We start from the raw sequence: 23,491 nt of genomic DNA, 5'->3' as shown, positions 1-23,491 counted from the left end.
TCGGCGGCCTTACCGTATCTTGTTCGAGCTGCTATCTACGTTGTGCACGATCGCAACACCAGCTCCTGGTGGAAGGTCACGGGCCGCACGACTGAGCACTGCACCGGAGTCGCTGCCAAACTTCCCTTGCAAGGTCGAGTCGTTGCGGATGTCTTCGACCGCGCCGATGAACGATTTGACGGCTGCATCGTTATCATTCTTGTTCTTGAGATACTCCATATATTGCTGTGTCGTCTTAGCGCTGAAGCCTGTCAGCTCTTCACCGGTGACGTTACCAAAGGCCGCATCTTCACCCTTGACCAGGTCAGGTGCCTTCTTCGCAAGACTTCCAGCGTTTGAGGATATCGCCTCCTGCACCGTTCGCTGATCGACAGAGCTGTCCTGTGCCAGGTCTCTGAGTACTCCGTCGCGTCCGAGTGAAGCTGCTTGATGAACGGCTGCCGCACGGTCAGAACCTGAACGACTCGTGTCCTTAGCTCTATCTCGTAAGAAATCGTCTTGGTTGAACGCAGCCTCGTTTGCCCCTCGCGGACGGGACTTCTCTGTCGCGATCTCACGAGCCAATCCCTGCAGAGCCTCCTTGAGCTGGTCCGCCTCAAGCGATGCCTGTAGTTTCATCTGCAGCGATTCGCCGCCAGCTGCACTGCCGGCAATCTTGGCGGCCAGCGCCTCATTGCCAGCCACACGCTCGACTTGTCTCTTGCGGCGTGCGTTCGACAGCTCTTGGTCCTCCATGGCGGAGCTATCCTGAAGACCCTCGATCTTTCGCCCGATGCCGCCAGCGATATTGCCTACCGATGCAGTTGCGCCACGAGTTCGCGACCACAGCGTTTCACGTCCACGCTTGTTGTATGTGGCAGTGTGTTCAAGCCCACCCTTCGTACGATTGAAACCTCTGGACAGCCCCTTCCTACCGAAGTCGCGGCTGCGATTGGACAGACCACCAGTCAGGCGTTGTCCACGCGCCTTGATATTGCCGGCAATCTTGTCGATACCACCACCGCTGAACTTCGTGATGAGCGGGAAGATAAATACAAGCGGCAGCACCATGACGAGCTGGCCAGACAGGATCGCCACACCCGTCGTGACCGGGTCGCCCGAGGTTCCAACAGTCGACAAGATAGCGAGTCCAGCGATCTGAGCACCAGCAAAGATCAGGGCGATGATCGGATACATCAAGAGGAGCGAGAGGAACATCTGTCGCCACTTCGTGAACCACTTCTCCGTGTTTGGCAAGAGCATGGCCACAAATGCCAGCGGAGCCGCCATCACCAGGATGATGATAAGTGCTTGCCGGGCAACCAACGCGAAGACGGCGACCAGCACCGCGAGCAACGCTGCGAGCACCATCGGTACGGCTAGGGCGATCAATGCTGTGCTGGCACCTGAGGCAATAACAGCACTCCCAGCAACGATCGTAGCGGCACCTGCTCCGACTGTGATGGCATAGCCGCCAAGCAACGCTGGAATGATCGTCGCCCAGCTCTGACTGATCTTGACCGACATCTGATCTCGTATCCCCATCATGATGTTGTAGAGACCATTCCCGAAGATGTTCGACACGTCAACAATAAGTGCACAGAGGAAGTACGAAACATTCACGAGGATCGCCGCGATGATGAGACGCGGCAGCATCTTCTTGATGCCGTAGTTACTCACCCCAGCACTCGTGATCTGCGAATAGATGATGATTAGGAAGGAGATCACAAACGCGACATTGGCAATATTGCGAAATACCTTCCAGCCGTTGTACGTCCCGTTTTCGCTAGACGTGTCCATAGATATTGGTGGCGTCGCGAGCATCTGCTCGATCACATTGGTATAGAGCGCATCGACCAGGTCAGACACCCATGTCGCTACCGCACAGACGATCCAGCCGACACCATCGACGATGCAGGAAGACTTCTCGTCCTCGTCACCATCGGTAGAGCCAGAGTTGTCGCCGGAGTTCTCTTGATTTTGTTGCTCACTACTACCAATAAACCACGGATTCTTATCCAACCAGTCTTTATATGCTTGTGCATGTTGATTCACTTGACTGGCAATGTACTCACAAGTATTCTGATGAACCTGGAGATCCGCTCCCGTGTAAGCGAGAGTAGTCTCGTTCTTGGATTTACCTTCGAAGCGCTTTTCAGAGATCGTTCCATCGTCATTGACCGTATTGACAGTATAGTTATTGTCACCGCTTCCATTGTTCGATTCGACCGCATTACATCCTTCTTGAAACGCAGCAAGATATATCTGGTAGTAGTCAGCGCCTTGCATGCCAGGCGTTTGTCCGTCAAATCCTTTGGCGATAATAACCTCAGATAGCGCTGCCCAATTTTCAGGTCGTAAGTCGAAGTTCCCTTCACCATCACACGATATATTATTGGTGTGATGAATACCTGAATCACAAATAATGTCACGAGGATTCGCGAAGCCCCAGGTCTGAGCGCCTTGCCTGACCACGTCATTACACAGAGCAACTCCTCCATCCTTTATGGAGTCCGCCAAGTATGACGGAGCAGCATACGGCGCAGAGCCCGAAGGAACGAGCTGTCGGGCGCCGAACATAGCAATTGGGCCGAGCCCCAAGGTTGCATATGGCAGCCCAGCTACGCCTGCAATAAGATCAGCTGAAGCATTGCGCTCACCTTCGCCCATCCACCACTCACCCGCAGAGGCTTCTTCATCTGTAAAGTATCCGCTTCCACCACCGAAGTTTGCGTGTTTTTGAACACCGCGACTGTTCTGCACACACCCCTGCAGCGCATAGTATAGCTGGCTTGATCTTGCCCAGTCATATGGGTTGTTTGGGGCGGCATATGTACTTGTGGGAGTGAGAATGGAAGTCACAGTTGACGCTAGGATCAGCATGATCCCGATACGCGCAGCTACCCCTCGACGTCTACTTGCTGACGAGCTGCGAAGTCTCTCTCCATAATGCCAAGAACAGTAAGCCCGTATAGGGCTTACTGTATGTAGTACTACATACGCACGATGAAGATAGTCTAAGAGCGTATAGCGTTGCTTCATGCCTGCACATAGTTAAGCACAAACATCATGATGTGTGAAGAGGTTTCACCTCAGTCGTAGGAATTACTCCCAGTTAGCAATGCGCTCCGTACCGTCGACAATCTGCGTTGTCCAGGTGCGAGTGAATTCCAATCCGTTATTTGCGGCAGTACCAGCAGCATCTCGGTTGACTTCGTTACCGTTATTGTGTTCGATCCCTGTCACTTGTATAGTACGAGTTCCACTTGATGGGTCTTCCTTGAGTACTTGGACCTTTGTAACACTTGTTGACTGTTCATAGTCAGGCTGGTCTTCATTATGATTGATAGCCCACTGATGTATAAGCGCAAGTGTCCCACCTGTTGCCTTGAACTGCGAGGCATTTACGAGTCGCTGGTTTGTTTCCCAGTTCGGGACAAAGAGTGCATCAGTATATAAAACCTTGTTCATCTCAGCGAGTTTAGACCTGATCTGGTCTTTTTCTGAAACCGGAATGTTTGCCTTAAGAACGTTTTGATAATAGTCCTCGTTCGCTCCAGCCATGTCCCATTTATTTAGGCGATCAACAAACTGATTCGCCCATTCTGTAGCCGTAAGTCCAGCTGGAATCTCGATCTCTTTGATGAGTGCTTCACGATCGGCAGCAGATAGCTCGGTGCCATTCTTGACGACGTCGATTGGGATGGACGGTGCTGCAGGGGCAACATCAGGTGTTTCTTGTGACTGGTCTTGCTCCAGAATGTCACTTGTCTCACTCGGATCAGTCGGTGCTGGTCCGTTGCTCTCACCACCCTTGAGCCCCAGCCATGCACCGACACCTCCTGCGACGAGGACAGCGCCAGCGGCTATGCCACCGACTGTCGCGTAGAGGCGCTTCTTTGAGGTCTTGTCTTTCCGGTCGTCCGGGTCGCTATTGTGCTTCTCTGGTGGGAGTGGCGGGAGGTTGCTCCCGCCGGCGGTTATGGCACGTGGAGTGTGCTCACTGGAGTGCCCTGCCGGAAGCTGCGTCGTTGGGGTTGAAAATTCGAGCGGAGTAAGCCGTGGTGGCATGCCTGTTGCGCTGAAGCCTTGGGCATGTTCTGTGTTGTTGTGAACGCTTTCGCCATGATTCTTGTTCATGAGAGTGGGTTCCTTGCCGGTGTTACGGCATTAGAGGTGACCAAGCTTGGTCGTTGTCTGGTATTCGCACTGGCTGGGAGGCTGTGGCCTACGACCGAATAATCAATGCGTTGATCTATGTATACCATATTCGGTATATTTTGTAAATACTTCGCTGCTAAATGAAGCCCGTGTACCTCTGTACGAGGACTGGAACTATTTCTCCGTGCTCGTTGTCTTGCGCTCGTTGCGCGAGCTGTGTTGACGCGTGTCATGCTCGTACCCCCTCTGGTCTGCTCAGGCATTGTCCTGAGCGTGTCGCCTCTGACGCACGTAGGACGTTACGAGTACGTACGGTCCGTCCGATGAGAATCAGGATCATTCGAGGCAGAGTTGACGGTTTGTGAGGCCGATCCGACATTCTCTGGACTTGAGTGCTCCTCCGGTTGCTCAGTTGGTGCTTTGAGGGCGGAGCAATAGCGCCTGGGTGACTGCATGCCGCAGGTGGCGAATGCGTTCCGCAGACTACGAGCGTTCTTGAAGCCGGCGTACTGAGCCACCTGATCGAATTGCATGCTGCGAGCTGGAACATCCTGCAGAAGTGCCAGCGCGCGATTGACCCTGGCTGTGCGGATATCTGCGGCGATCGAATGCCCGTGCGCTTGGAAGCAGCGCTGCAGCGTCGGTAGAGACACGTGTAGCGCCGTACACAGACGCCGTGGGGTCAAGTCAGGTTCATGGCAGTGACGCTCGATATAGTCCTGCGCCTCGACAAAAGTCGATCCGGGCAGGGATGTACTCCCGATGTGCTCGCGCGCGAACTCTTCTTCAAGCACCGCTCCAGCCAGTCGCGTCAGGCCCACCTCCAGTACTGCGTCAACCGTGGAAGTAACCGTCTCTGGTTCATGGGAGAGCCGGTGGATAGCGTTGATGAGCAGCCAACTCATGAGCCTATCGTCAGCAAGCCGCCCGCTGACGAGCCCTCCAAGTTGTTCGACTTCATGAGTCACAGCGCCGGCGAATGTCATGACATGCAGTACGGAACGTCTCTCGAGCTCGATGACCGGGTCGCAAACGCCAGAGGCCATGCACCATTCGTCATGCCCGAATACCTGCGGTTCCCGGGCCGACACCGAAACGGTCACGTTTCCTGCGCCAACGTGGAGGAATACACCGCTGTTCGGTGTCGGTCCCGGAGCGAGCCTGACCGACTGAGCGGCGGTGACCCGGGCTACCCAGCAGGAGCCGAGAGACCGCTGCGAGGCAGTCGGGGCGAAACGAGACAGGCCAGCCCTCCACGGAGTGCTGACTACGCGTCTCACCTGGTCAAGCCGCTCTTCCACTTAGGCGGGTGATGCATCATCCGGCCACGGGGCGCGACCGGTACTGCATTCTGTTCGGACAAGACAAGCAAGCGACAGATGCGCCTCACAAAGCGACGAATACACGTCAGAAAGATCTAAGAATCGCCAACGGAGAACGCCTCCCCCGGAATCTGAGATTCAAGACTGTCTGTCAGCGATGCCGCAAATACGGCGTAAACCGTGCCAGAGCACACGAAAATCGCGACGGCTGATGGATGATTTACGGGGGCGTTATGAGCGAGTCAGATGAACAGGCGACACAGCAGCGCGGATGGCGCAAGTGGTGGCACCGATCCATCGCGACGGGTGGAGCTGCCGCGCTGTTCTCCATCGTATTCACGGTCGGATGGCCTTTGCTCCAGACGTCTTGGAGCAAGCATCAACAGGCCAAGGCATTCATGACTGCTTAGCGGACAACAGCGTCACCAGCGTCTATGGGGCACAGAAGAGCGTCGCGGCCGGGAGCTCAGCCCAGACCTACACAGATGTGCTGGGGCGACTCTGGCAGGCCGCGTACGCGGCCAATGACACGAAACTGTCTGAGAAAGTTCTCGGGACGCCGGGGTCGGTCAAGCAAAAGCTCCCATTCACTCTCGATAGCACCTACTCATACTGCTACCCAGAAGTTGACGGACTACCGAAGGGATGCTTCACGTTCGCGGACTTCCAATTCAACGACGACGGCCTCATCCGGGACTTCACGATCGATGAGATCCCCGTCAGTCGCCTCGTCATGAGCACAGACTGGGACGATTTAGACAAAGACGACCTCGTCATGGACGCAGCAAACGTCAACCTGCGCTTCTACTCAAGCGGCGGCATACTAAGCCCAACCCTCGACACGATGTACCAATCCCTCTGGTTCTACCCAGAAAATCTGGCCGCAGGTGAGACGATCGTGTTCAACCACAACGATGTCATATTCCAGGACCGCAACAATAGCTCCACCCCAGGCACTCTCGTAATCCCAGACAAGATCACCCAGTTCGGCCGATCGTACGCAGCGCTATCCATCAACACCAACGGCCAGGGATTTGTCAGGATCACCTCAGCAACGGGCAAGGGCTACGAGGAGTTCAGCAATGTCGGCGATCCCGAGAACCACAGTCAGAAGTTCTGGCTCTCACTCCAGCGATCCACCATCTAATCGCTGGACTTCAGAGAGAACACAACGGGGCCGGCACAATCGCAATGATCGTACCGGCCCCGCTCACACTGTGAGACGCTTGAGCTACTTCTCGTTGCTAAGAAGCTCCTGCACCTGCTCGTAGCGCTCCTGGGCCTTCTGCAGTTCTTGCTCGGCACGCTTCAGCGCCGACTTCTTCAGACGGTTCGCTTCAGCCTTGAGCTTGGCGGCCTTGGCATTCGCGTCTTTACTGAGTTCCTTCAAATGGTCAGCCTCAGCACGAGCCTGCTGCCACTCATCGTGCACGATATCGAACGTGCGGGTTGGGTCTTTGGGGGTTCTGGGCATGATTCCTTCTTCCGATCCACGTACCAAGACACTGTAGCAACTCCGACTCTTCGATTCGCTGCTCCATCTTTGAATTCATTCGCCGGGGTTGTCAGTACCGTGGAACGGCAGCTCGTCGACTCCCTGATCGCGAACGATCTCCAGCATTTCTCGCCATGCAAGCAGACCGTCCATCTCAGCACAGAGCTGTTCGATTTCGTGCGTGGCAATAGTGATTTGTTCCACAATATTCATACTCCCATGTTCTATAGAAGAGTTCATAAAGTTCATCTTGTACACAAGGGATATTCTCTCGACACTATGCATATACATTAACTTGTAGAACGACACTTTCAGTAGATGAAGCGCTGTAGGTTTTGTGCCATTCCCTTTTGAGTTGAGAGGTCGATATGGATTCGCCATTCTCGAACTGTTGGAAGATGTAGCAAGAGAGCCCTGCAGCGTCGGCGACTTGTTCCTGGCTGAGGCCTGCAGCAACGCGGAGCCGTTGAATGTTCCTACCCAATTCACGGGTGGAAGTGGCCCACTCTGTGGATACAGGACGTTTCTTTGCTATGCCAAGACCCCCTGTGAGTCCTTCCTTACGCAACATCATGGCGATCGCCCAGGTGCTTGACGTCACGCTGGACGAGCTGATGCCCGCGGAATGGCCGGACTTGCGGGCGTGAACAACGACCCAGGTTAGTCCGTTAGACCGCCGTAGTTTTTACAACGTCCCGATCGGAATATTGACTCTGCATCGTTAGTCGTCATAATCAGTCGTCACTTCGTTCCTGCTCTGCGGCCTGAACGTGATCCACACGAGATCGCGGGCCGCACGTATGAAGGAGGTCTCGCCGTGAGCGAGCAGACACCCGCCGCCACGCGATACGGCAGCGCTGCCTACAAGGAGCTGTCGGTACGGACGAGCGAGGACGCCCGGACACAACTCGAAGTCCTCGCCCAGCTCAACGAGCGCAGCTTGACGGAGGAGACTCAGACCACACTGGAGCACTGGGTCGAAAAGCTCAAGTCCGACCCTGCAGTACTAAAGCGCGCTGGACAGGTACAGGCCGAGATCTACAGTATCCTGCAGCAACGTGGCGAGGAAGCGTCAGACCTCTGACTCGTTGACGGGCGCGCGGTCTTGTCTCTGTGCCGTGCGACACGCCATAAGTTGATGTGGAAGTTCTTTTACTGCATGTTGTAGGCTGTGGTCAGCTCACCGCGAGAAAGAGGTTCCTCATGACGATTCACACTCCAAAGACCCGTGAGGCTCTCGCGAGCATGCTCGCCCCTCTTCGGCTCGAGGCTTCAGTGTTCGAGCGAGCCGTGTCTGTTGCGGCTGCGGAGAGCCGCACCTTCAGTCCTGGGGCACCTAAATCTGCGCCAGAGTTCACCAGGTGGGCGCGTACCATCGAGACAGTGCATGAAGATCTGATGCTTCTGAAACTCGGGTGGCGGCGTTTCGATCCGGACAATCTTCCCTACTTCCTGCAACCGGATCTCAACCTCGGCTTCATCGTGAGCAGTGGTGACTCGTTCACGGGGGTCACGTATGGCACCCCTAAAAACCGTAATCCCAAGGGCACAGAGTTCGCTCGTCGGGTTGACAAGAACGGGGCAGTCGCGATGTTCGGACAACCCACCGACGAAGGTGAAGTCAACGTCGATGACTTCCGGGTGTTGCTCTACAACGAGCGTGACGGTTTGGTACATCTCGAATTCTCGCGGCCAGACGCACGAGTGGGAGATTTTGTAAGCAACTGGTCCGAGCGGATCATCTTCCCTGCTTTCGACCTCGCACTCGGTACGTTTAGCTTCGAGGAGAACAACGACGAGGGCGACTTTGGTTTCACGATAGCCCGGAGATAAGGCGAAGGTCCGCGCTCGATGAGCACTATCTTCGTTGCCGCGCGCCTGGAGATGGCACGTTCGATTCGGCAGATGACTGCCACCGCCCTCGCGGCGGAGGTTGGCGTGACCGCGCCGTGGGTCTCTCAGACGGAAAATCTGAAGCGCATGCCGAGTCCTGAGCTAGTGCGCGAGTTTGCGCGTGCGCTGGATTTCCCGCTGGAATTCTTCTACCGACCGGTCACTACATTGCCGCCCTCGGATGCCTTCCATTTCCGCGCCACGTCACGTCTGGCGAAAAGAGATGAAAAGACGGCACGGTCGTTGTCGACGCTGGCCATTGAGCTATCTGACTGGATCGAGGCGACATACCAGGCACCACCACCATCGGTACCGGAACTTCAGGATCTACTAGAGGCGGAGGACACGCTCCCTCCCGAGCAGGCGGCCGAGGCACTCCGCGGCGCATGGGGTCTGGGGGCGGCACCGATCAAGAACCTGCTGCAGATACTTGAATCTAAGGGGGTGAAAGTGTACTCGGCAGGCGGCCCACTCCAGGCGGTTGATGCGTTCTCGTTCCGGCACGGGGCAATGCCCGTGATCTTCCTCAACGTGCACAAGTCGGCCGAGCGCCTGCGCTTTGACCTGGCCCACGAGCTCGGCCACTTGGTGATGCACGGCGGGTCGCTGCACGTGGAGCCCGGTAAAGAAAAGGAGCAGGCGGCAAACGAATTCGCTTCCGCGTTCCTGATGCCGCGTGCTGACGTACTCGGCTCGATCCGGGGAAACCTCATGCTGGAAGATGTCTTGGTGCTCAAGCGGCGGTGGCGCGTCAGTGCGATGGCACTGAACTTGCGTGCCCACCGGATCGGGGTTATCTCTGACTGGACTTACGGCACGCTCGCTCGGCAACTCTCCAGCGCAGGTTTCCGTCGGGGAGAACCCGGATCAGACCTGATCGCGGAAAGCTCCAGCCTGTTGACACAAGTGATGGCCGACCTACGCTCTCAAGGCAAGAGCTTCATCGACATCGCACGGGCACTCGATGTCCGGGCACAGGATGTCCGTGACCTCATGCTCGGCCTGGTTACCTTCGCAGTGGAGGGCGAAGCGCGCATACGAACACCGAGCCGCGGTAACCTCCGAGCGGTATGACTGAAGCTTCACGAAAAGAACGGAACATGAGAGAATATGAATAGATCGCGGTACTCGGTAGAGCGAATTAGCTCCCGGACGCGATGTCTCTCGGCTCGGACGATGCTTTCTGCTGCCGGCCATGTCGTCGGTCATCGCTACCATGAGACATATACGAATCAAAACCTAAGCACGCCGTCGGCGTGGGGAGAACATTTCGCATGACATCCTCCAACATCAGATGGTCGCATAGCGCCAGCAGTACTGTGCTTGACTGTCCCGTCGACAGTCGGGAGGTCACGCGATGAGCCTTGCGGTCACAGCGGGCGCGGTGCGCATCGACGGCTCCGACAGCCGTATTGATGCGTCTGAGTATGCCTATGGCTACGAAGAGAAGACTCGTGGAGCGATCTTCACCCGAGCATCGGTGGTCGAGTTCATGCTTGACCTCATTGGCTACACCGATGACAAGCCGCTTCACCGGATGCGGCTTCTTGAGCCGTCGTTCGGTGGCGGTCGTTTCGTGTTGCTTGCAGCTGACCGCTTGCTGCGAGCGTGGAGGCGTACCTCTGAAACAGACCCACTTGAACTTCGTAGCGCGCTTCGAGCGGTTGAACTGGACGCCGATACCTTCTCTGCCTTCCACGAGACGCTCCAGGCTTATCTGATCGATCAGGGAATCGCTGATTCTGCTGCAAGGCAGCTCGCAGATTCATGGCTCCACCACGAGGACTTCCTGCTCGGAAACGAGACTGGAGCGTTTGACTTCATTGTTGGGAACCCCCCCTACGTTCGACAGGAGCTGATCCCGAATGATCTTCTCCACGTTTACAGGTCGACCTACCCGACGATGGTCGGTCGCGCAGACCTCTACATTGCGTTCATGGAACGATCCCTTGATCTCTTGGCGGACGGTGGCACACTTAGCTTCATCTGCGCCGATGCATGGACACGCAACGACTATGGGCGAGGCATCCGTGGAAAGATCGCCCGCGGTTACGCGCTCACACATTACGTTGATATGTATGGTCTCGACGCGTTCGAAGTGCAGGTCGGTGCCTACCCGTCCATCACGGTGATCACACGTAGCAAATCTGCCTTGACGCGCGTTGCACACGCACGGAGCGTCGGCTCGTCGTACTTGCGGGGGCTCTCGTCGAACTTGCTTAGCGAGCAGCCTGGATCCGCTGACGTGTTGACATTGGATGCCGTGCGCGGTGCTTCTCCATGGCTTCTGTCAGTCAGCCCCAAAGTTGCCGTGATTACAGAGCTTGAGTCGCGGTTCCCTACCGTAGTCGAGTCTGGTTGCCGGATCGGGATCGGCGTGGCTACGGGCGCAGACAAGGCATACATTGGAGCATTTGAGGAGCTCGATGTCGAAGACGACCGTAAACTTCCTCTTGCTACGAATAAGGACATGTCCAGTGGTGTACTCCACTGGAGTGGCAAGGGTGTCATTAACCCTTGGCGAGACGAAGGCGGCCTGGTTGATCTCGCGGACTACCCTCGACTCGCTGCCCATCTGGAACAGTTCCGCGCCCAATTGAGTCGGCGACACACCGCGAAGGGTGATGTTGAGCGTAAATGGTACAAGACAATCGATAGGATCACGCCGAGCCTGATGCACAAGCCGAAGCTTCTGATCCCCGATATCAAAGGTAATGGCGATGCGATTGCCTATGATCCTGGAACGCTGTATCCGCACCACAATTTGTACTTCATCACATCGACCACATGGGATCTTCGGGCGCTACAAGCGCTGCTCCGTAGCGGCATCGCTCACCTCTTCGTCGCCGCCTACTCAGTGAAGATCGGCGGAGGGTATCTACGCTTCCAAGCTCAGAATCTGAAGCGGATTCGAGTACCGCACTGGAATGAAATTGGTACGGAGGATCAAACGGAGATGCGTCGAGCTGGGGAAGCTGGAAAAAAGCTCCCCACCGCCCTACTAGAGCGAATTTATCAACTTAGCCCAGGGACGTTGACGTTCTTGGAGGAGGACTAACTATGGGTATTGATCTTGCAGATTTCGAAGAACGCGCGGCCCAAGCCATCCGAGCTTTCTGGGACACTCGTGCCGCAGCCGTGGAGCGGCAAAAGCTCAACGGAGTCACCGATCAAGGGGAGCGTGCTGGCGTCACAAATGGGAAAAACATGGACGGATTTGTCACGCTGCTTGCCGACCTCGTTGCCGCGAATGGTTTACCCGATGCTGAACTTTACATGACCCGCGGTGTCAATACTCTGCCCGGCTACTTCCGCCCAACGAAAGACTGGGATTTACTCGTCATGCACCAGGGCGTGTTGATCGCCACTATTGAGTTGAAGAGTCAGGTCGGGCCGTCCTTTGGAAACAACTTCAACAACCGTACTGAGGAGGCGGTCGGATCTGCTGTCGACCTCTGGACTGCGTTCCGGGAGGGTGCACTCGGTGAACAGCCGGCTCCGTTCGTTGGGTGGCTCATTCACGTCGAGGATGCGCCAGGGTCAACTCGGCCAGTCAGAGTCTCAGAACCGCACTTCCCTGTCTTCCCAGAGCTGCGCGATATCTCGTATCTGGAGCGCTATGACCAGCTTTGTCGTCGCCTCGTATTGGAGAAGCACTACACGGAAGCAGCGTTGATTGTCTCAACACGCGAAGGCGGTCTGCGAGGCGAACATGGAAGTCTAAGCAATTCAACAAGCTTCAAGCGGTTTGTCGTGGCGTTCGCCGCACACATTGCTCAGGAGGCTGCACTATTTCGTTGAAATAGCGCAGGAGAGAGGATTTCATGATGGTGCCGAACGATCACTGCGCGGACGCGGATGACTCTCGCAGGCTTGGAGTTAGTGGTGTCAATTTGAGTGATCCTGTGCTGCCACTCTCTCTCATGAATCGTGACCGATTCCTGAAACTGTTCTATGATCCGGTGCAGTTCGACATTCAAACCAAGACGGTCATGCACCTACATGTCCTGCGCGTCGACGGCGGTGACTTCGCTTTCAAGCCGCTGTTCAAGGAGCTGGTGAACAACAGCATCAGTTACGTGCTGTCGCGGCAGAACCTGGGCAAGCTCACCAGCGATCTCAGTCGCATGGGTGAGTTCTTTAGGAAAGCGCAGATCCAGTTTAAAGCGCCGGATCCCAAGGCGGGCGAAGGCGGAGAGCTGCTCCTCTACTCCTTCCTCGAAGCTCACCTTGGGGCGCCGAAGATCCTCTCGAAGATGGAACTCAAGACGTCGTCGGAGCACTACGTGCACGGCACAGACGGGGTGCACCTGCTCGAGGTTGCTCCGGGCAACTACCAGCTGATCTTCGGAGAGTCCAAGATGTACGGCGATGTTGTCGGGAGTATCGGGTCGAGCCCTCGTCGTGGTGTCAAAGCAGCCTTCGCAAGTATGGGCAAGGTTCAAGAGGACGACTTCGATTTCGATACCTGGCTCGTCGAGTCTGAGCTTCTCAAGGAGAGTCTTGACGACGACAAGGTCGAACTTCTGGCATCAATACTCTTGCCGCCGGCCTCGGGGGCGCCAGCGATCACGAAGTCGAATGCGTTTGGGGTTTTCATCGGCTTCGAGCTGGACGTGACCACCTACCCGTTCGCAGACCATACGGCCGAGGAAATTGAGACACATCTGCGCGATCTCGCCCACGCAGCGATAACCGCTGAAGTTGACACCATCAAGGCTGAGATTCAGAACCGCGGGCTTGGCGGGTACCAATTCCACATCTACGTGGTGCCATTCCTGAAACGAAATGTCAACGGCACTGTGCGTGGCATCGAGGATATCCGGATTGATCTTGCTTCTGAGCTCAGCGGCAAGAATCTACGCCCATCAAAGGAAAAGGCGAAGAAGTGACGTCGCGTGTGGCTGCTGATCTACTTAGCGAAATGATCCTCCAGCGTGCGGATTTTCAGTCCGCATACGGCGGTCTTGAGCGGGCCGTCGCGGAGTCATTCCTCTCGGGCGAGTTGACCCAAGTACTGAATCCGGTCGACGCCAAGCACCTCTTACGCTATGCCGACGTGCTGTCGCACTCCAGCGATGCGCGTCATCGGGAGCTGGCGTACACGACGATTGCGCTGCTTCGCGAGTACGACACTGCCGTAGGGCTCGGACAGGAACTGAGCGACCGGGTACTCGCGGTCGCGGAGGCAGTGCTTGTTCAGCTCGGGAACTTTCCTGGAATCCGAACCATACAAAAGGGTATCGGCAGCCGCTACGCGCTCCCACTATCTCGAGGCGCACTGCGCATCGCGAAGGAGGTGCTGCAGCGCACGAGCAAGGGCGATGCGACACTCACTGATGCGCAATATGCGATAACGGAGAAGATGCGCGGCGAGGACTACTTCAGCTTCTCGGGCCCTACGTCGCTCGGCAAGTCGTTCATCATCAAGGACGCGCTCTACGACATCGTTCGCCGAGACGAGCTCAACGACCACTGCGTCGTTGTCCTCGTTCCAACGAAGGCACTCATCGGACAGACGGCGGCCGATCTCAGAAATCTCCTGTCCGAAGTTCCACAAGTGAACGTCGCGACCTACCCTTCGCTGCCGAAACTACTGCGCCAGAAGTACCGGCGCACCATCTTTGTTCTGACTCCCGAGCGATTGCTCCGCTACCTGGCGGATCCAGTGCGTGAGATTGACTACCTTGTGGTCGACGAGGCGCAGAAGGTCATCGCCAAGAACGATGCGCGCAGCTCGCTCTACTACCACGCGATCGTCGAAGCGACACGTCGGTTCGCAACGAAGCTCGTCTTCGCATCGCCAAGCATCGCGAACCCAGAGCTGTTCCTGGAGCTGTTCGGTAAAGCGACCAACGGGGCGTTGGCCGTTAAGGAGCGGACGGTCGCGCAGCATCGATACTTCGTTGACCTGGTCGCTCAACGCCAGTACTACTTCTCCGGGATAGACGCGACACCACAGGAACTCGAAGACACTCCTCGACAGACGGGCGTGGTCGATCTCATTCTGTCCCGGAGCGGTGATCGCAAGGCAATCATCTATATCAACGGCTCGCTGAAGTCTGCGGAGTTCGCACTTCGGCTTGCGGAGCATCGTGGCGTGGTTTCCGACGAGAAGGTCGATGAGCTGATCAAGCACGTTCGCGAGTACGTGCACAAGGACTATTTCCTGGCGAGCACGTTGAGCCGTGGCGTCGCCTTCCATCACGGCAAGATGCCCCAAGAAGTGCGTGAACGGGTCGAGCAAGCGTTCGCGGATCCCGACTCACCAATCCAGTTCGTGGTCTGCACGTCGACGCTGCTTGAGGGAGTGAACCTCCCGGCGAAGAACATCTTCGTTCTTAGCGACAAGCACGGCAATAGTTCCTTTACGAAGATCGACTTCGAGAATCTCGCTGGCCGCGCTGGTCGGCTCACCTACGATTTCTCCGGCAACGTCGTCTGCGTGCGCGAAGAGTCAAACCGCTGGGCCGACACGACCCTGGCACTGATTCCTCGGGCCGAACCCGCCCGCGCTGAGAGCTTCCTCGTCAATCCTGCGAACAACCGAAAGAAGGAATACACGGACATAGCGCGGATCCTGCGAGGCGAGAGCTTGCCGGGCACGCCGTCGGCAGATCAGCAGCGAAGCGTTGAGCAGTATGCGTCCATCCTCACGTTGCATCAGCTCGATAACCAGCAGACTCCGCTCCGAAGCTACTTTCTTGACAAGGTAAGGGACGGGCGAGAACTGCTCCGAAAGGCTGCTGCCTCGATCCAGGTACCTGTTGAGGTGCTGCGTCGCTCGCCAAACATCCTCCCTGGGTATCAGAATCGTGTGTGGGCTGATCTCAAGAGTGGCTCTCAGATGCCACTCGTTTCTGAAGGCGCTGATCTTACCGACGTGAATACGTTCCTTAACGTGCTTAACCGACTAAGTGCCCTTTATGAATGGCGGACAACAGAGGTGTCGGGTATCGATCCCCTTATGCCCAAAAACGCTGACGCAGCTGGTTGGGAGCGTCGCCTCTACTATTGGGCACTCCTCATGCGTGGTTGGGTGCGTGGAGACCCTATCAACCGGGTCATTGCAAGTTCAGTCGCATACTATACACAGCGTGGATGGATTACGTACCGTGACTATTCTCGCGAGAAGAACCTGGTGAAAGAGCGATTCGACCGGAACTCCGCGAAGCATATCAATCTCATTATCGAGTGGACGTTGCGGGACATCGAGGGCGGCCTGCGGTTCCGCATCATCGGGTACCTGCAGAACTTCTTCGATGTGAGCCTCATGTCACTCGGGAGAGACAGAGCCGGAGTCAACGTTGCGACCCTTGTCGAGTACGGCACGACTGATCGGCGGGCAATTCAGCTTCAAGAGGTCGGTTTTGGTCGGTCCGTCGCAGCAGAGCTTCTGGCCGATCACGCCGATGCGCTCCGATTTTCTGTCAATGATGAGCTCGAAGAATTTGATCATGAAATCGTGTTAATGAGTCCCTCACCGTCACGAGAGGCCCGTGCGGAAGTCGAGAATATCATGGTGAAGATTCAGACAGATACCCCTACCGCGTAGTTACCTGTAGACACCCAACAAAGGTATGCGGGCATCAGATGACCGACCCTCAAACCCTACTGATTGACACCTGCACTAACTTACACACAGGCATTGCCACGCAAACACAACGAGCTTTCATAGGCTTGTGATGGTGGCGAAAAATGGATAGATACTACTTAACACACCAGTTCGAGGCGGGTGCGAGCGACCCTTCTACATCGGCAAATGCCGGGCTGACACCGAGCTTGTCGCTTGAGATGTAGAGCATCTTTGCGTCATCGGGCCACACTTGTGTAACAGAGAAGCCCGCGCAGCCCTTCCAACCGGTAACAACACCTCCCTGCGATGAGTATGTTCCCGTGCATGTAGTCAACCAGACAATGCCAGATGGCGACGCTCCACTATCCGCCCCAGTTTGGCGTATATAGTCGTGCGCCGCAGAGCACCAAGCACCTGCCGCCCCGCTCCCCCGAGCAATCTCCTCGTCCATTTTGGCTTGAAATGGCCATTCACCATGCTCAATCCGGTACATCTCCATTTTCTTGCGAAGCTGCGTGAGCTGGAGTGCAACACGGGATTCTCGAGCCCGCTGCTGAATGCCGTTGTAGGCCACTAAGCTCACAGTGGCAAGGATCGCGATTACTACGATTACTACGAGAAGTTCAACGAGAGTGAATCCGTCAGTTGAGTTTGTCTTCTTCGATTGTGTGCGCGTCATATTTCAGTTGTGGAGTATAAGACATAAGCGGTGTTTCGTCAAGAAATAGAGTGATGGAATGGAAATGTCTACTTTGCATTGTGGTGTCTACGACGAAGAAGAAGAAGAAGAAGAACGGAATGCGTCGAACTTGAGCAGGTCTCTAGCGCTGCCTTCTCATCTGATAACAGGTGCTAGTGAACTTGTAGTTGTCTCTTGATTTTCAAATTTGTTCGTATAGCATTCTGCCCTGTTGTATTTTCTACACTTCGTATAACTATACAAAATCGTCATACTAGATGCAGATATGAACGACGATCAATTCGATAAACTATGGAATCATTTCGAGCAACGCTTTAACGAGCTGAATGAACGTTTGGATATTCGCACCGGTCGCCTCGGGGACAAGATCGACGGGATTTACAATCATCCGGATGCACTTCGCGAAACCCTCGATACCGATGAGGTTGAACGTGGAGCACTGGCCGATGAAGTCGAGCGTCACGAGAATTGGATCGAGCGAGCTGCGCCACAAATCGGTGTCACCTACGATGCAAGCGCTTAGCACGTCGAGTCTCTCAGCATATCGATGATCTTCTTGACCGTCTTCCTATTGATGCCGATCTCTTGAGCGGTTCCAGCGTAAGTGCCGACTCGGGCGTACACTTCTTGAACTTGCATCTGAAGCGCCTCATCATCGAGTTTTGCGCCAACCACGATGCCCCGCTGTTTCAAGTGACGAGCGATCGTCTGCCTATGGCAGCCATAGGTCTCCGCCAAGTCATAGATAGTCGATCCTTGCCTATATAGTTCCACCGCTCTGTCTACATCTTTCTTATTGACATGAACGTACTTTCGGCTCATAATGCGGGCAGGAGCTCGCTCAGGTAGTGAGACGTCTCCCTTCTGACACGCGAGTATGAACTCGTGACCTGTTACCCATTTTTTTGAAACTGATGATGGTGCCCCGACAGACAGAACGCCCCGTGTCCTTGTAAACACAAGGCACGGGGCGTTTTCTCGTTAACCGACCAACCCGTGTTCGGCCACCTCCGGGTGATCTAGGGGCGATGACCTTTTGATCGCCTCCACATCTCCCACCCTTTTCCCATCCTCTTACGACGCCTCGACCGCCAGTTCACCAACGACAGGTGCCCACCCCGGCCGACTCAGAACCAGCGGGCGCGCGCCGACCGCATTATCAACGGCACCATCACAGCGCGAACTGCCCCTCCCACGACGGGAGCACGGTGTGCGGGGCGACCTGGTCATCACCCTGCGCAACGAGCGATGCCTCCGCGCTGGCAGCTCATGGGTCAGGAACGATGACCGTTAGATGGTCACGGAGCTGCGCGAGGACGGATCGGCGACACCATTGCCCTACCTATCACCCAAGCAACTGGGCGCCTCGACCTGGGCTAGCTGAGGTACCCCAAACGCACTCACCTGTGATCCGGTTCCGGTTTCCTGACTGGGTTACGGGGCAGGACCGTGGAGTGGTGGGGTGTTATGGCTTGTGGCGTCTCCGGATCATGACCTTTGTCACTACGGCCGAAACGAGCATCACGGCGGCAGCTGCCAGAGCGGGCAGCGTCGTCGCCAGCGGCTCATCGGCCTCGGCGAGGCTCGCAACGCTGAGGTTCACGCCCAGGTGAATGATGACGGCCGGAATCATCCGCTGCCACAGGTTGCCTTCGAACAAGGTCGTGATGGTCAGACTCATGAGCGCGGCTGTCACTGCGAAGGTGAGGACCGGCAGGAATCCGAGCGACCAGTATCCGAGGTGAGTAGCGCCGAAGAGCAAACCCGCTATCACCGAGACAACGGCGGGACGAGCAAGCTGCTCCCCTGCCCGTTGCACCACTCCTCGCCAACCAATCTCCTCGCCCAGCACTCCTACCGTTTGAAGAATGAGAAACAGCCACAGCGGTGAGGCAAAGCCCAGTGCATTCCACGACGGCAGATGGCCGGTCAGTATCGACAGCGTTGCCACGAACATGATGACGGCGACGGCAGCTCCCGCCGAGACCGCAAACACTCGGCCGCTTGAAACTCGCGCCCACCATGAGGGCATCCACTTCGGACGCACGACTACTACGAAGCTTGCCAGCGCCGGAGCGAGCATCACGAATGAGAGCAGTTCGAACGGCACGCCGAGAGCGTGCTGAAGCCGGGGAGCCAACGCCGCGAGCACGATCAGTGCCAACACCCAGGCGGCAAGCAGCAGAACCGGCCGGGATCGACTCTCGGTCGACGCGCTAGTTGATGTCGCGTCGCCTGTTCTCGTCTGCACAACACAAGGATAAGTGACTCAGTCTGTCTCATCCATGCCTGATCGCCGATACAAGGCCCGTGCAGGCACGTTGCAGTGCGGGGCCATTGAGGAAGGGTCAGGGTCAAACGGATAGAGCTGTCGTGCACGTTGTGCGGTCTGCTGCCGGGTCTGTTCCTGCTCGGTGTGCTTGGACTCAATGCGCCGTGCTGCCTCACTTATCGGGATGCCGCGGAGCACGTGCAGCGGAATACCAGCGTCGGCCATTCAGGTCGCTCCCGTGTGGTGCAGGCCATGCCGGGTGAGGTCGGGCAGTCTGAACTTCGCGACGATGCTGTCCCAGTCGGTGGCGTCGCGGACGGTCGCGGTGGTGAGGTAGCCGCTCTTCGGCCCAGACGGGCTGTTCACCAAACTCGCTGAAGAGGATCGCAGAGCCATCGCGAACGATGATCACCTTCACGCAGTCGTACGCGACCGGCACACGGGCACGGGAGATGGTTGCGGTACGAACCATGAGTGGTTCGTACCGCAACCCTTGCCCGCTTCGATCAAACGAGCTGTCCGAGGACGCCATTGAGCACCTCGTCCATCGCATTCATGTGCTCGCGGATGCCTACGAGCTGCCCATCGAGTCAGTATTCGTGACTTCGACGTTGGGGAGGGCAATTCGCGCGGCAACGCCTCCTGCAATACAGAGACCGACAATTGCGAGTCCGCTGCTCAGTACATAGGGCGATATCCCGTGGACGATCGACGTAAAACCCAATCCGACGTAGACGGTGACCCCCGCGGACCCTCCGAGCTGGTCCGAGGCCCGCTGGACCCCGGACGCGACTCCCGCATCCTCTTCTGTGACCTCGGTCACCGCCGCATATTGCAGTCCCACGAGCCCGAATCCCATACCCGCGGCGATGAACAGCATCGCTGGGATCAGCAGCCATGCGGGGGCTTCGAACTGCGCAGCTATAGCGATCACGATCATGCCTACGCCTGCGGAACTTAGCCCGACAACGATGCAAGAACGCGCTCCCCAGCACCCCAGGAGGCGGGGCACGATGGTCACGGCGGCGATGAGTGCCACGGCAAGGGGCAGGAGTAGCAGACCGGCTTCCAGTGGGGAAAGACCGAGTTCATCCTGTAGGTAGAACGTGAACAGCAGGAACGATGTCGAAAGCGCCGCGCTCAGCAGTGCAGTCGCAAGATTTGCTCGTACTCGTGTTCGGTTGTGGAAGAAGGTTAGAGGTACCAGAGGATTCGCGGCTCGGCGTTCCACGGTGACGAACAAGCCTGCGGCGACACTCGCTCCTATCAGCGCGGCGATCGCTAGCCATGGCAGATTCCCGGTGTTCTCTCCGGCTTCGACCACCCCGAATGCGAACAGCAGGGGTGCGCTCGTCAGCAGAATCGATCCAAGGAAATCCAACGGGGCGCGCTCTTGTTTCTGGTCGCGTGGCAGGAGGACTACCGTGGCGAGCAGTACGAACAGAATGAATGGAACCGCGATGAGGAAGATCCATCGCCACCCCAGGTGTTCGGTGATGATTCCCGAGAGCACGAATCCCAGTACGAGACCGCAGCTCGCCACTGCCGCCCAGACGCTCAGGGCACGGCTGCGATCCTTTCCTTCGGGAAACAGCAGGACGATCGTTGCCATCGCAGCAGGCAGGGCGAGTGCTTCGCCTGCTCCCTGGAGCAACCTGGCGATGACGAGTAGCGCGAAGGAATCTGCGAGGCCCGCCATTAGCGAGGCTGTTCCGAAGATCGCTGTACCGGTGAGAAGGAGGCGGCGGCGGCCAAAGACGTCGCCCAGGCGGCCACCGAGCATGAGCAAGCCACCGCCTGCGATGGTGTAGCCGACGACGACCCATGTCAGCCCACGCAGGTCAACGCCCAGATCGTTGCCGATGGATGGCAGCGCGACGTTGACCACGGTGACGTCGACGGCGATGAGGAATTGCAGGACAGACAGGCACACGAGGGCTGCCCAGGAACGCGCAGCCGACACTTGCGCTGGCCGCGATGATGACGTGCTGTAAGACATAAAACTCCGCTGCTCGAATGAAGAATCGGGCGACAACGGGTGTCGCTCCGAACCGACGATCAAGCGACGGAACGTGAAACTTGAAAAGTGAGAAGACGTTCCGCCGCTAGCGGAGCGTCTCCGTCACAGCGGCAGCGGCCGCAGCAGAAGCACCTGACATGCCTCCCATTCTAGCCGACAGCAGCGTCGGCGGCAGATGACCCGTGCCACGGGCTCACTCGGGGAGGTATTGCTGCTAAGGCCTGGAGGCTGAGAACACCGTTCCCGAGGGTACTCATCTGTTGGTTCACGGTAATGCCGTGCTCAGAGGCGCTAACCCATCCAAATGGGAGGCCCATGAGCCACTCCACAAACTCCGGCGACGGCCTCGGACCGTCCGTGTCGTTCAGGAGCGTCGGTGATGGGGCTGGTCGTCCGGTGATGTGCTCCCAACGGGCTATCGCACGGGCGTATCCCCCCCCAGCGTCGAAGATGCTCTGAATCAGGCTCCACAGGGTCTCGGACTCGTTGTACTTGGCTCGCGAGCCAGGCGGTCCGTTCAGTGCGATGTCGATAACCTGATGGCTCAGAGCGATGGTGCCGCGTCGGGCGCGAACTTGATCCAGTGTTTCGCTGCCACGGGCTGAGTCCGAGGCCAGCGGGGTACGAAACAGTGTCCCGGCGATGGGCAAAGATGAAGATGCGATAGCGGTGATGGGGTGCGTCGACGAGGGAAGCTGGTAGACCGATCCATCGTGCATCCATCCCGAGGTCGGCCAGATCGCCGAGTACGGCGCCGGCTGCCCGGAGAGGTCGAGCTGGGAAGTCTCCCAAGCCCCACGAGTCGGGTTCCAGGTTGCGAACGGTTGCATCGCCGTGGGTTGCAAACTCCGGGTCGCGTTGCGCATCGTCTTTTTCTTCCAATGGTGCGCGGACGGCGGGTGAGGACAGCAGGCCCCGCACGTTTTCGATGACGACGAGCTGAGGCTTCAGCACGTCGATCGCTTCGGCCATGTGTGACCAAAGTCCTGAGCGGGTGCCGGGTGCGAGGCCAGCCTGCTTGCCTACAGTGGACACGTCCTGGCATGGAAAGCCGCCGCAGAGGATGTCCAGCGCTGGCACGCCGCTCCAGTTGATGGTGGCGATGTCGCCGAGGTTGTGGGCGTCGGGCCAGTGGTGAGCGAAGACGCGGGCGACGGGTTCGTTGATCTCGGAGAACCAAACGGTCTCGGCGTTGAAGACGTGCTCGACGGCGAGGTCGAGTCCGCCGTAGCCACTGAATAGGGAGCCGACTTGCAGCGGGCGGTCGTGGTGATCGGTGTCGAGCATGAGGACTCCGGCTGACAGGGTGATCCCCGGTCGGACTCCCCACAGGAAGTCGTTGTCGGGCTGGTCAACCTCTAGGTGCTGATTACCCGATCCGCCGCGTCCGTCTTCACATGCGCCGCCGACGTGCACCGTCCTGACTCACTCGTCTGTCAGGCATGCCGGACTCCCTGCCATCCGGCCACCAGAACCACCACGCGTCTTGCAGATGAGGTCAACTCCGCCATCCGTCTCTCGCTCGCAGAGAGCGCGATCCAGAACGTCAACGGTGTGGGAGATACTTCCGGCATGAACGACATGCAGTGGACTGACGAAGATTCCGCCCGGCTCGCCTTTGAAGCGTTGGCGGCTGACCATCCGTCACGAGTAGCGAAGGCCTTCAACGACCTTTTTCATCAGGACGACCTAATGGCATCTGTCCTTGAGATGTTTGTGACGCCAGAAGCCTGCGCCGATTGGGGAGACTTCTCAGATGGCAAACGGTTCTTCCTCGACCAAGCGATTGCTATCTCCACACGAGCGCTACGCCCGAAGGAAGCAAACGATGTGGCCTACGTGAAGCTCGTCCCCGACAGCGGCGCGTACCTCGTGAAGCAACCGAGGCAAAACGTGATCGCCTACGTCACTTTCGTATGGCGTCCAGAACTCCACGGTTGGCGTATTCACTCGATCGGACAGCCCGCGCCACCTTACTTGCTGCCCCGCACTGATCTTGGTGGCACTGCGCCACGATATGAGTCCGACGTTGAAGTCTCGATGGAATCAAAAGGATAGCCACCAGCGCTCTAG

General features: G+C 57.2%; 21 protein-coding genes. 10 read left to right on the top strand and 11 right to left on the bottom strand.

Annotated features, from left to right (window positions below):
* Positions 1-9: 9 nt before the first annotated feature.
* The 3 genes from F8O09_RS00550 to F8O09_RS00540 all read right to left on the bottom strand — a co-directional run bounded on the left by F8O09_RS00550 (position 10) and on the right by F8O09_RS00540 (position 5,243).
* Positions 10-2,742 carry a hypothetical protein gene (locus F8O09_RS00550; RefSeq protein WP_192497502.1) on the bottom strand — a complete coding sequence of 911 codons (2,733 nt, stop codon included), beginning with the start codon at positions 2,740-2,742 and terminating at the stop codon, positions 10-12.
* Between the two features lie 342 nt (positions 2,743-3,084).
* Positions 3,085-4,119, bottom strand: a complete 1,035-nt coding sequence (locus F8O09_RS00545; protein ID WP_158053587.1) for a hypothetical protein — start codon at positions 4,117-4,119, stop codon at positions 3,085-3,087.
* Between the two features lie 320 nt (positions 4,120-4,439).
* Positions 4,440-5,243: an AraC family transcriptional regulator gene (locus tag F8O09_RS00540; RefSeq protein WP_158053586.1), complete on the bottom strand. Its 804-nt coding sequence runs from the start codon at positions 5,241-5,243 to the stop codon at positions 4,440-4,442.
* A gap of 565 nt (positions 5,244-5,808) precedes the next feature.
* On the opposite strand from F8O09_RS00540, the gene F8O09_RS00535 reads away from it, so the two are divergent.
* On the top strand, positions 5,809-6,609 hold the full coding sequence (locus F8O09_RS00535) for a hypothetical protein (protein ID WP_158053585.1): 801 nt from the start codon (positions 5,809-5,811) through the stop codon (positions 6,607-6,609).
* Between the two features lie 84 nt (positions 6,610-6,693).
* On the opposite strand, the gene F8O09_RS00530 is transcribed toward F8O09_RS00535, so the two are convergent.
* Entirely contained in the window at positions 6,694-6,936 is a 243-nt protein-coding gene (locus F8O09_RS00530; RefSeq protein WP_158053584.1) for a hypothetical protein, read from the bottom strand.
* A gap of 75 nt (positions 6,937-7,011) precedes the next feature.
* Complete coding sequence (locus tag F8O09_RS00525) at positions 7,012-7,215, bottom strand: hypothetical protein (RefSeq protein WP_158053583.1); 204 nt, start codon at positions 7,213-7,215, stop codon at positions 7,012-7,014.
* A 559-nt stretch (positions 7,216-7,774) separates the two neighbouring features.
* On the opposite strand from F8O09_RS00525, the gene F8O09_RS00515 reads away from it, so the two are divergent.
* From F8O09_RS00515 to F8O09_RS00485, 7 genes are all read left to right on the top strand, one after another.
* The gene (locus F8O09_RS00515; protein WP_158053582.1) at positions 7,775-8,041 is read left to right on the top strand and encodes a hypothetical protein; all 267 of its coding nucleotides are present in this window, start codon (positions 7,775-7,777) and stop codon (positions 8,039-8,041) included.
* A 119-nt stretch (positions 8,042-8,160) separates the two neighbouring features.
* Entirely contained in the window at positions 8,161-8,790 is a 630-nt protein-coding gene (locus tag F8O09_RS00510) for a hypothetical protein (protein ID WP_158053581.1), read from the top strand.
* 18 nt (positions 8,791-8,808) lie between these two features.
* On the top strand, positions 8,809-9,924 hold the full coding sequence (locus tag F8O09_RS00505; protein WP_158053580.1) for an ImmA/IrrE family metallo-endopeptidase: 1,116 nt from the start codon (positions 8,809-8,811) through the stop codon (positions 9,922-9,924).
* A 283-nt stretch (positions 9,925-10,207) separates the two neighbouring features.
* Complete coding sequence (locus F8O09_RS00500; protein ID WP_158053579.1) at positions 10,208-11,908, top strand: Eco57I restriction-modification methylase domain-containing protein; 1,701 nt, start codon at positions 10,208-10,210, stop codon at positions 11,906-11,908.
* 2 nt (positions 11,909-11,910) lie between these two features.
* On the top strand, positions 11,911-12,651 hold the full coding sequence (locus F8O09_RS00495; RefSeq protein WP_158053578.1) for a PaeR7I family type II restriction endonuclease: 741 nt from the start codon (positions 11,911-11,913) through the stop codon (positions 12,649-12,651).
* A 23-nt stretch (positions 12,652-12,674) separates the two neighbouring features.
* Positions 12,675-13,742 (top strand): DUF1837 domain-containing protein, encoded by a 1,068-nt coding sequence (locus tag F8O09_RS00490; RefSeq protein WP_158053577.1) that lies wholly within the window; start codon positions 12,675-12,677, stop codon positions 13,740-13,742.
* A gap of 32 nt (positions 13,743-13,774) precedes the next feature.
* On the top strand, positions 13,775-16,405 hold the full coding sequence (locus tag F8O09_RS00485) for a DEAD/DEAH box helicase (RefSeq protein ID WP_158053576.1): 2,631 nt from the start codon (positions 13,775-13,777) through the stop codon (positions 16,403-16,405).
* A gap of 154 nt (positions 16,406-16,559) precedes the next feature.
* Here the strand turns inward: F8O09_RS00485 and F8O09_RS10635 are convergent, their stop codons facing one another.
* Positions 16,560-17,105 carry a type II secretion system protein gene (locus tag F8O09_RS10635; RefSeq protein WP_158053575.1) on the bottom strand — a complete coding sequence of 182 codons (546 nt, stop codon included), beginning with the start codon at positions 17,103-17,105 and terminating at the stop codon, positions 16,560-16,562.
* Between the two features lie 286 nt (positions 17,106-17,391).
* Here F8O09_RS10635 and F8O09_RS00475 point away from each other — a divergent pair, with 286 nt between their 5' ends.
* Positions 17,392-17,649, top strand: coding sequence for a hypothetical protein (locus F8O09_RS00475; protein WP_158053574.1), 258 nt, complete (start codon positions 17,392-17,394; stop codon positions 17,647-17,649).
* On the opposite strand, the gene F8O09_RS10630 is transcribed toward F8O09_RS00475, so the two are convergent.
* The 5 genes from F8O09_RS10630 to F8O09_RS00445 form a co-directional block, all read right to left on the bottom strand.
* Positions 17,646-17,948 (bottom strand): helix-turn-helix domain-containing protein, encoded by a 303-nt coding sequence (locus tag F8O09_RS10630; protein ID WP_158053573.1) that lies wholly within the window; start codon positions 17,946-17,948, stop codon positions 17,646-17,648. The two genes, F8O09_RS00475 and F8O09_RS10630, sit on opposite strands and share 4 nt — an antisense overlap.
* A 643-nt stretch (positions 17,949-18,591) precedes the next feature.
* Entirely contained in the window at positions 18,592-19,236 is a 645-nt protein-coding gene (locus F8O09_RS00465; protein ID WP_192497501.1) for a CPBP family intramembrane glutamic endopeptidase, read from the bottom strand.
* Positions 19,237-19,623: 387 nt separating this feature from the next.
* A complete protein-coding gene (locus tag F8O09_RS00460; RefSeq protein ID WP_225732785.1) occupies positions 19,624-19,764 on the bottom strand; it encodes a hypothetical protein in 141 nt (46 codons plus the stop codon).
* A 205-nt stretch (positions 19,765-19,969) separates the two neighbouring features.
* Positions 19,970-21,397: an MFS transporter gene (locus F8O09_RS00450; protein WP_225732784.1), complete on the bottom strand. Its 1,428-nt coding sequence runs from the start codon at positions 21,395-21,397 to the stop codon at positions 19,970-19,972.
* Positions 21,398-21,709: 312 nt separating this feature from the next.
* On the bottom strand, positions 21,710-22,705 hold the full coding sequence (locus F8O09_RS00445) for a DNA cytosine methyltransferase (protein ID WP_225732783.1): 996 nt from the start codon (positions 22,703-22,705) through the stop codon (positions 21,710-21,712).
* 285 nt (positions 22,706-22,990) lie between these two features.
* Here F8O09_RS00445 and F8O09_RS00440 point away from each other — a divergent pair, with 285 nt between their 5' ends.
* Positions 22,991-23,476 (top strand): hypothetical protein, encoded by a 486-nt coding sequence (locus F8O09_RS00440; RefSeq protein WP_158053571.1) that lies wholly within the window; start codon positions 22,991-22,993, stop codon positions 23,474-23,476.
* The last annotated feature ends 15 nt before the right edge of the window (positions 23,477-23,491 follow it).

This window comes from Pseudoclavibacter sp. CFCC 11306 (assembly GCF_008831235.1).
GTDB lineage: Bacteria > Actinomycetota > Actinomycetes > Actinomycetales > Microbacteriaceae > Pseudoclavibacter_A.
This window is presented reverse-complemented; position numbering and strand designations above follow the sequence as displayed.

Coding starts and splice junctions, on each gene's coding strand:
- F8O09_RS00440 (WP_158053571.1), top strand. CDS start 22,991: ATGAACGACATGCAGTGGACTGACGAAGATTCCGCCCGGCTCGCCTTT.
- F8O09_RS00505 (WP_158053580.1), top strand. CDS start 8,809: ATGAGCACTATCTTCGTTGCCGCGCGCCTGGAGATGGCACGTTCGATT.
- F8O09_RS00450 (WP_225732784.1), bottom strand. CDS start 21,397: ATGTCTTACAGCACGTCATCATCGCGGCCAGCGCAAGTGTCGGCTGCG.
- F8O09_RS00530 (WP_158053584.1), bottom strand. CDS start 6,936: ATGCCCAGAACCCCCAAAGACCCAACCCGCACGTTCGATATCGTGCAC.
- F8O09_RS10635 (WP_158053575.1), bottom strand. CDS start 17,105: ATGACGCGCACACAATCGAAGAAGACAAACTCAACTGACGGATTCACT.
- F8O09_RS00445 (WP_225732783.1), bottom strand. CDS start 22,705: ATGCTCGACACCGATCACCACGACCGCCCGCTGCAAGTCGGCTCCCTA.
- F8O09_RS00545 (WP_158053587.1), bottom strand. CDS start 4,119: ATGAACAAGAATCATGGCGAAAGCGTTCACAACAACACAGAACATGCC.
- F8O09_RS00500 (WP_158053579.1), top strand. CDS start 10,208: ATGAGCCTTGCGGTCACAGCGGGCGCGGTGCGCATCGACGGCTCCGAC.
- F8O09_RS00475 (WP_158053574.1), top strand. CDS start 17,392: ATGAACGACGATCAATTCGATAAACTATGGAATCATTTCGAGCAACGC.
- F8O09_RS00535 (WP_158053585.1), top strand. CDS start 5,809: ATGGCCTTTGCTCCAGACGTCTTGGAGCAAGCATCAACAGGCCAAGGC.
- F8O09_RS00495 (WP_158053578.1), top strand. CDS start 11,911: ATGGGTATTGATCTTGCAGATTTCGAAGAACGCGCGGCCCAAGCCATC.
- F8O09_RS00485 (WP_158053576.1), top strand. CDS start 13,775: ATGATCCTCCAGCGTGCGGATTTTCAGTCCGCATACGGCGGTCTTGAG.
- F8O09_RS10630 (WP_158053573.1), bottom strand. CDS start 17,948: ATGAGCCGAAAGTACGTTCATGTCAATAAGAAAGATGTAGACAGAGCG.
- F8O09_RS00490 (WP_158053577.1), top strand. CDS start 12,675: ATGATGGTGCCGAACGATCACTGCGCGGACGCGGATGACTCTCGCAGG.
- F8O09_RS00510 (WP_158053581.1), top strand. CDS start 8,161: ATGACGATTCACACTCCAAAGACCCGTGAGGCTCTCGCGAGCATGCTC.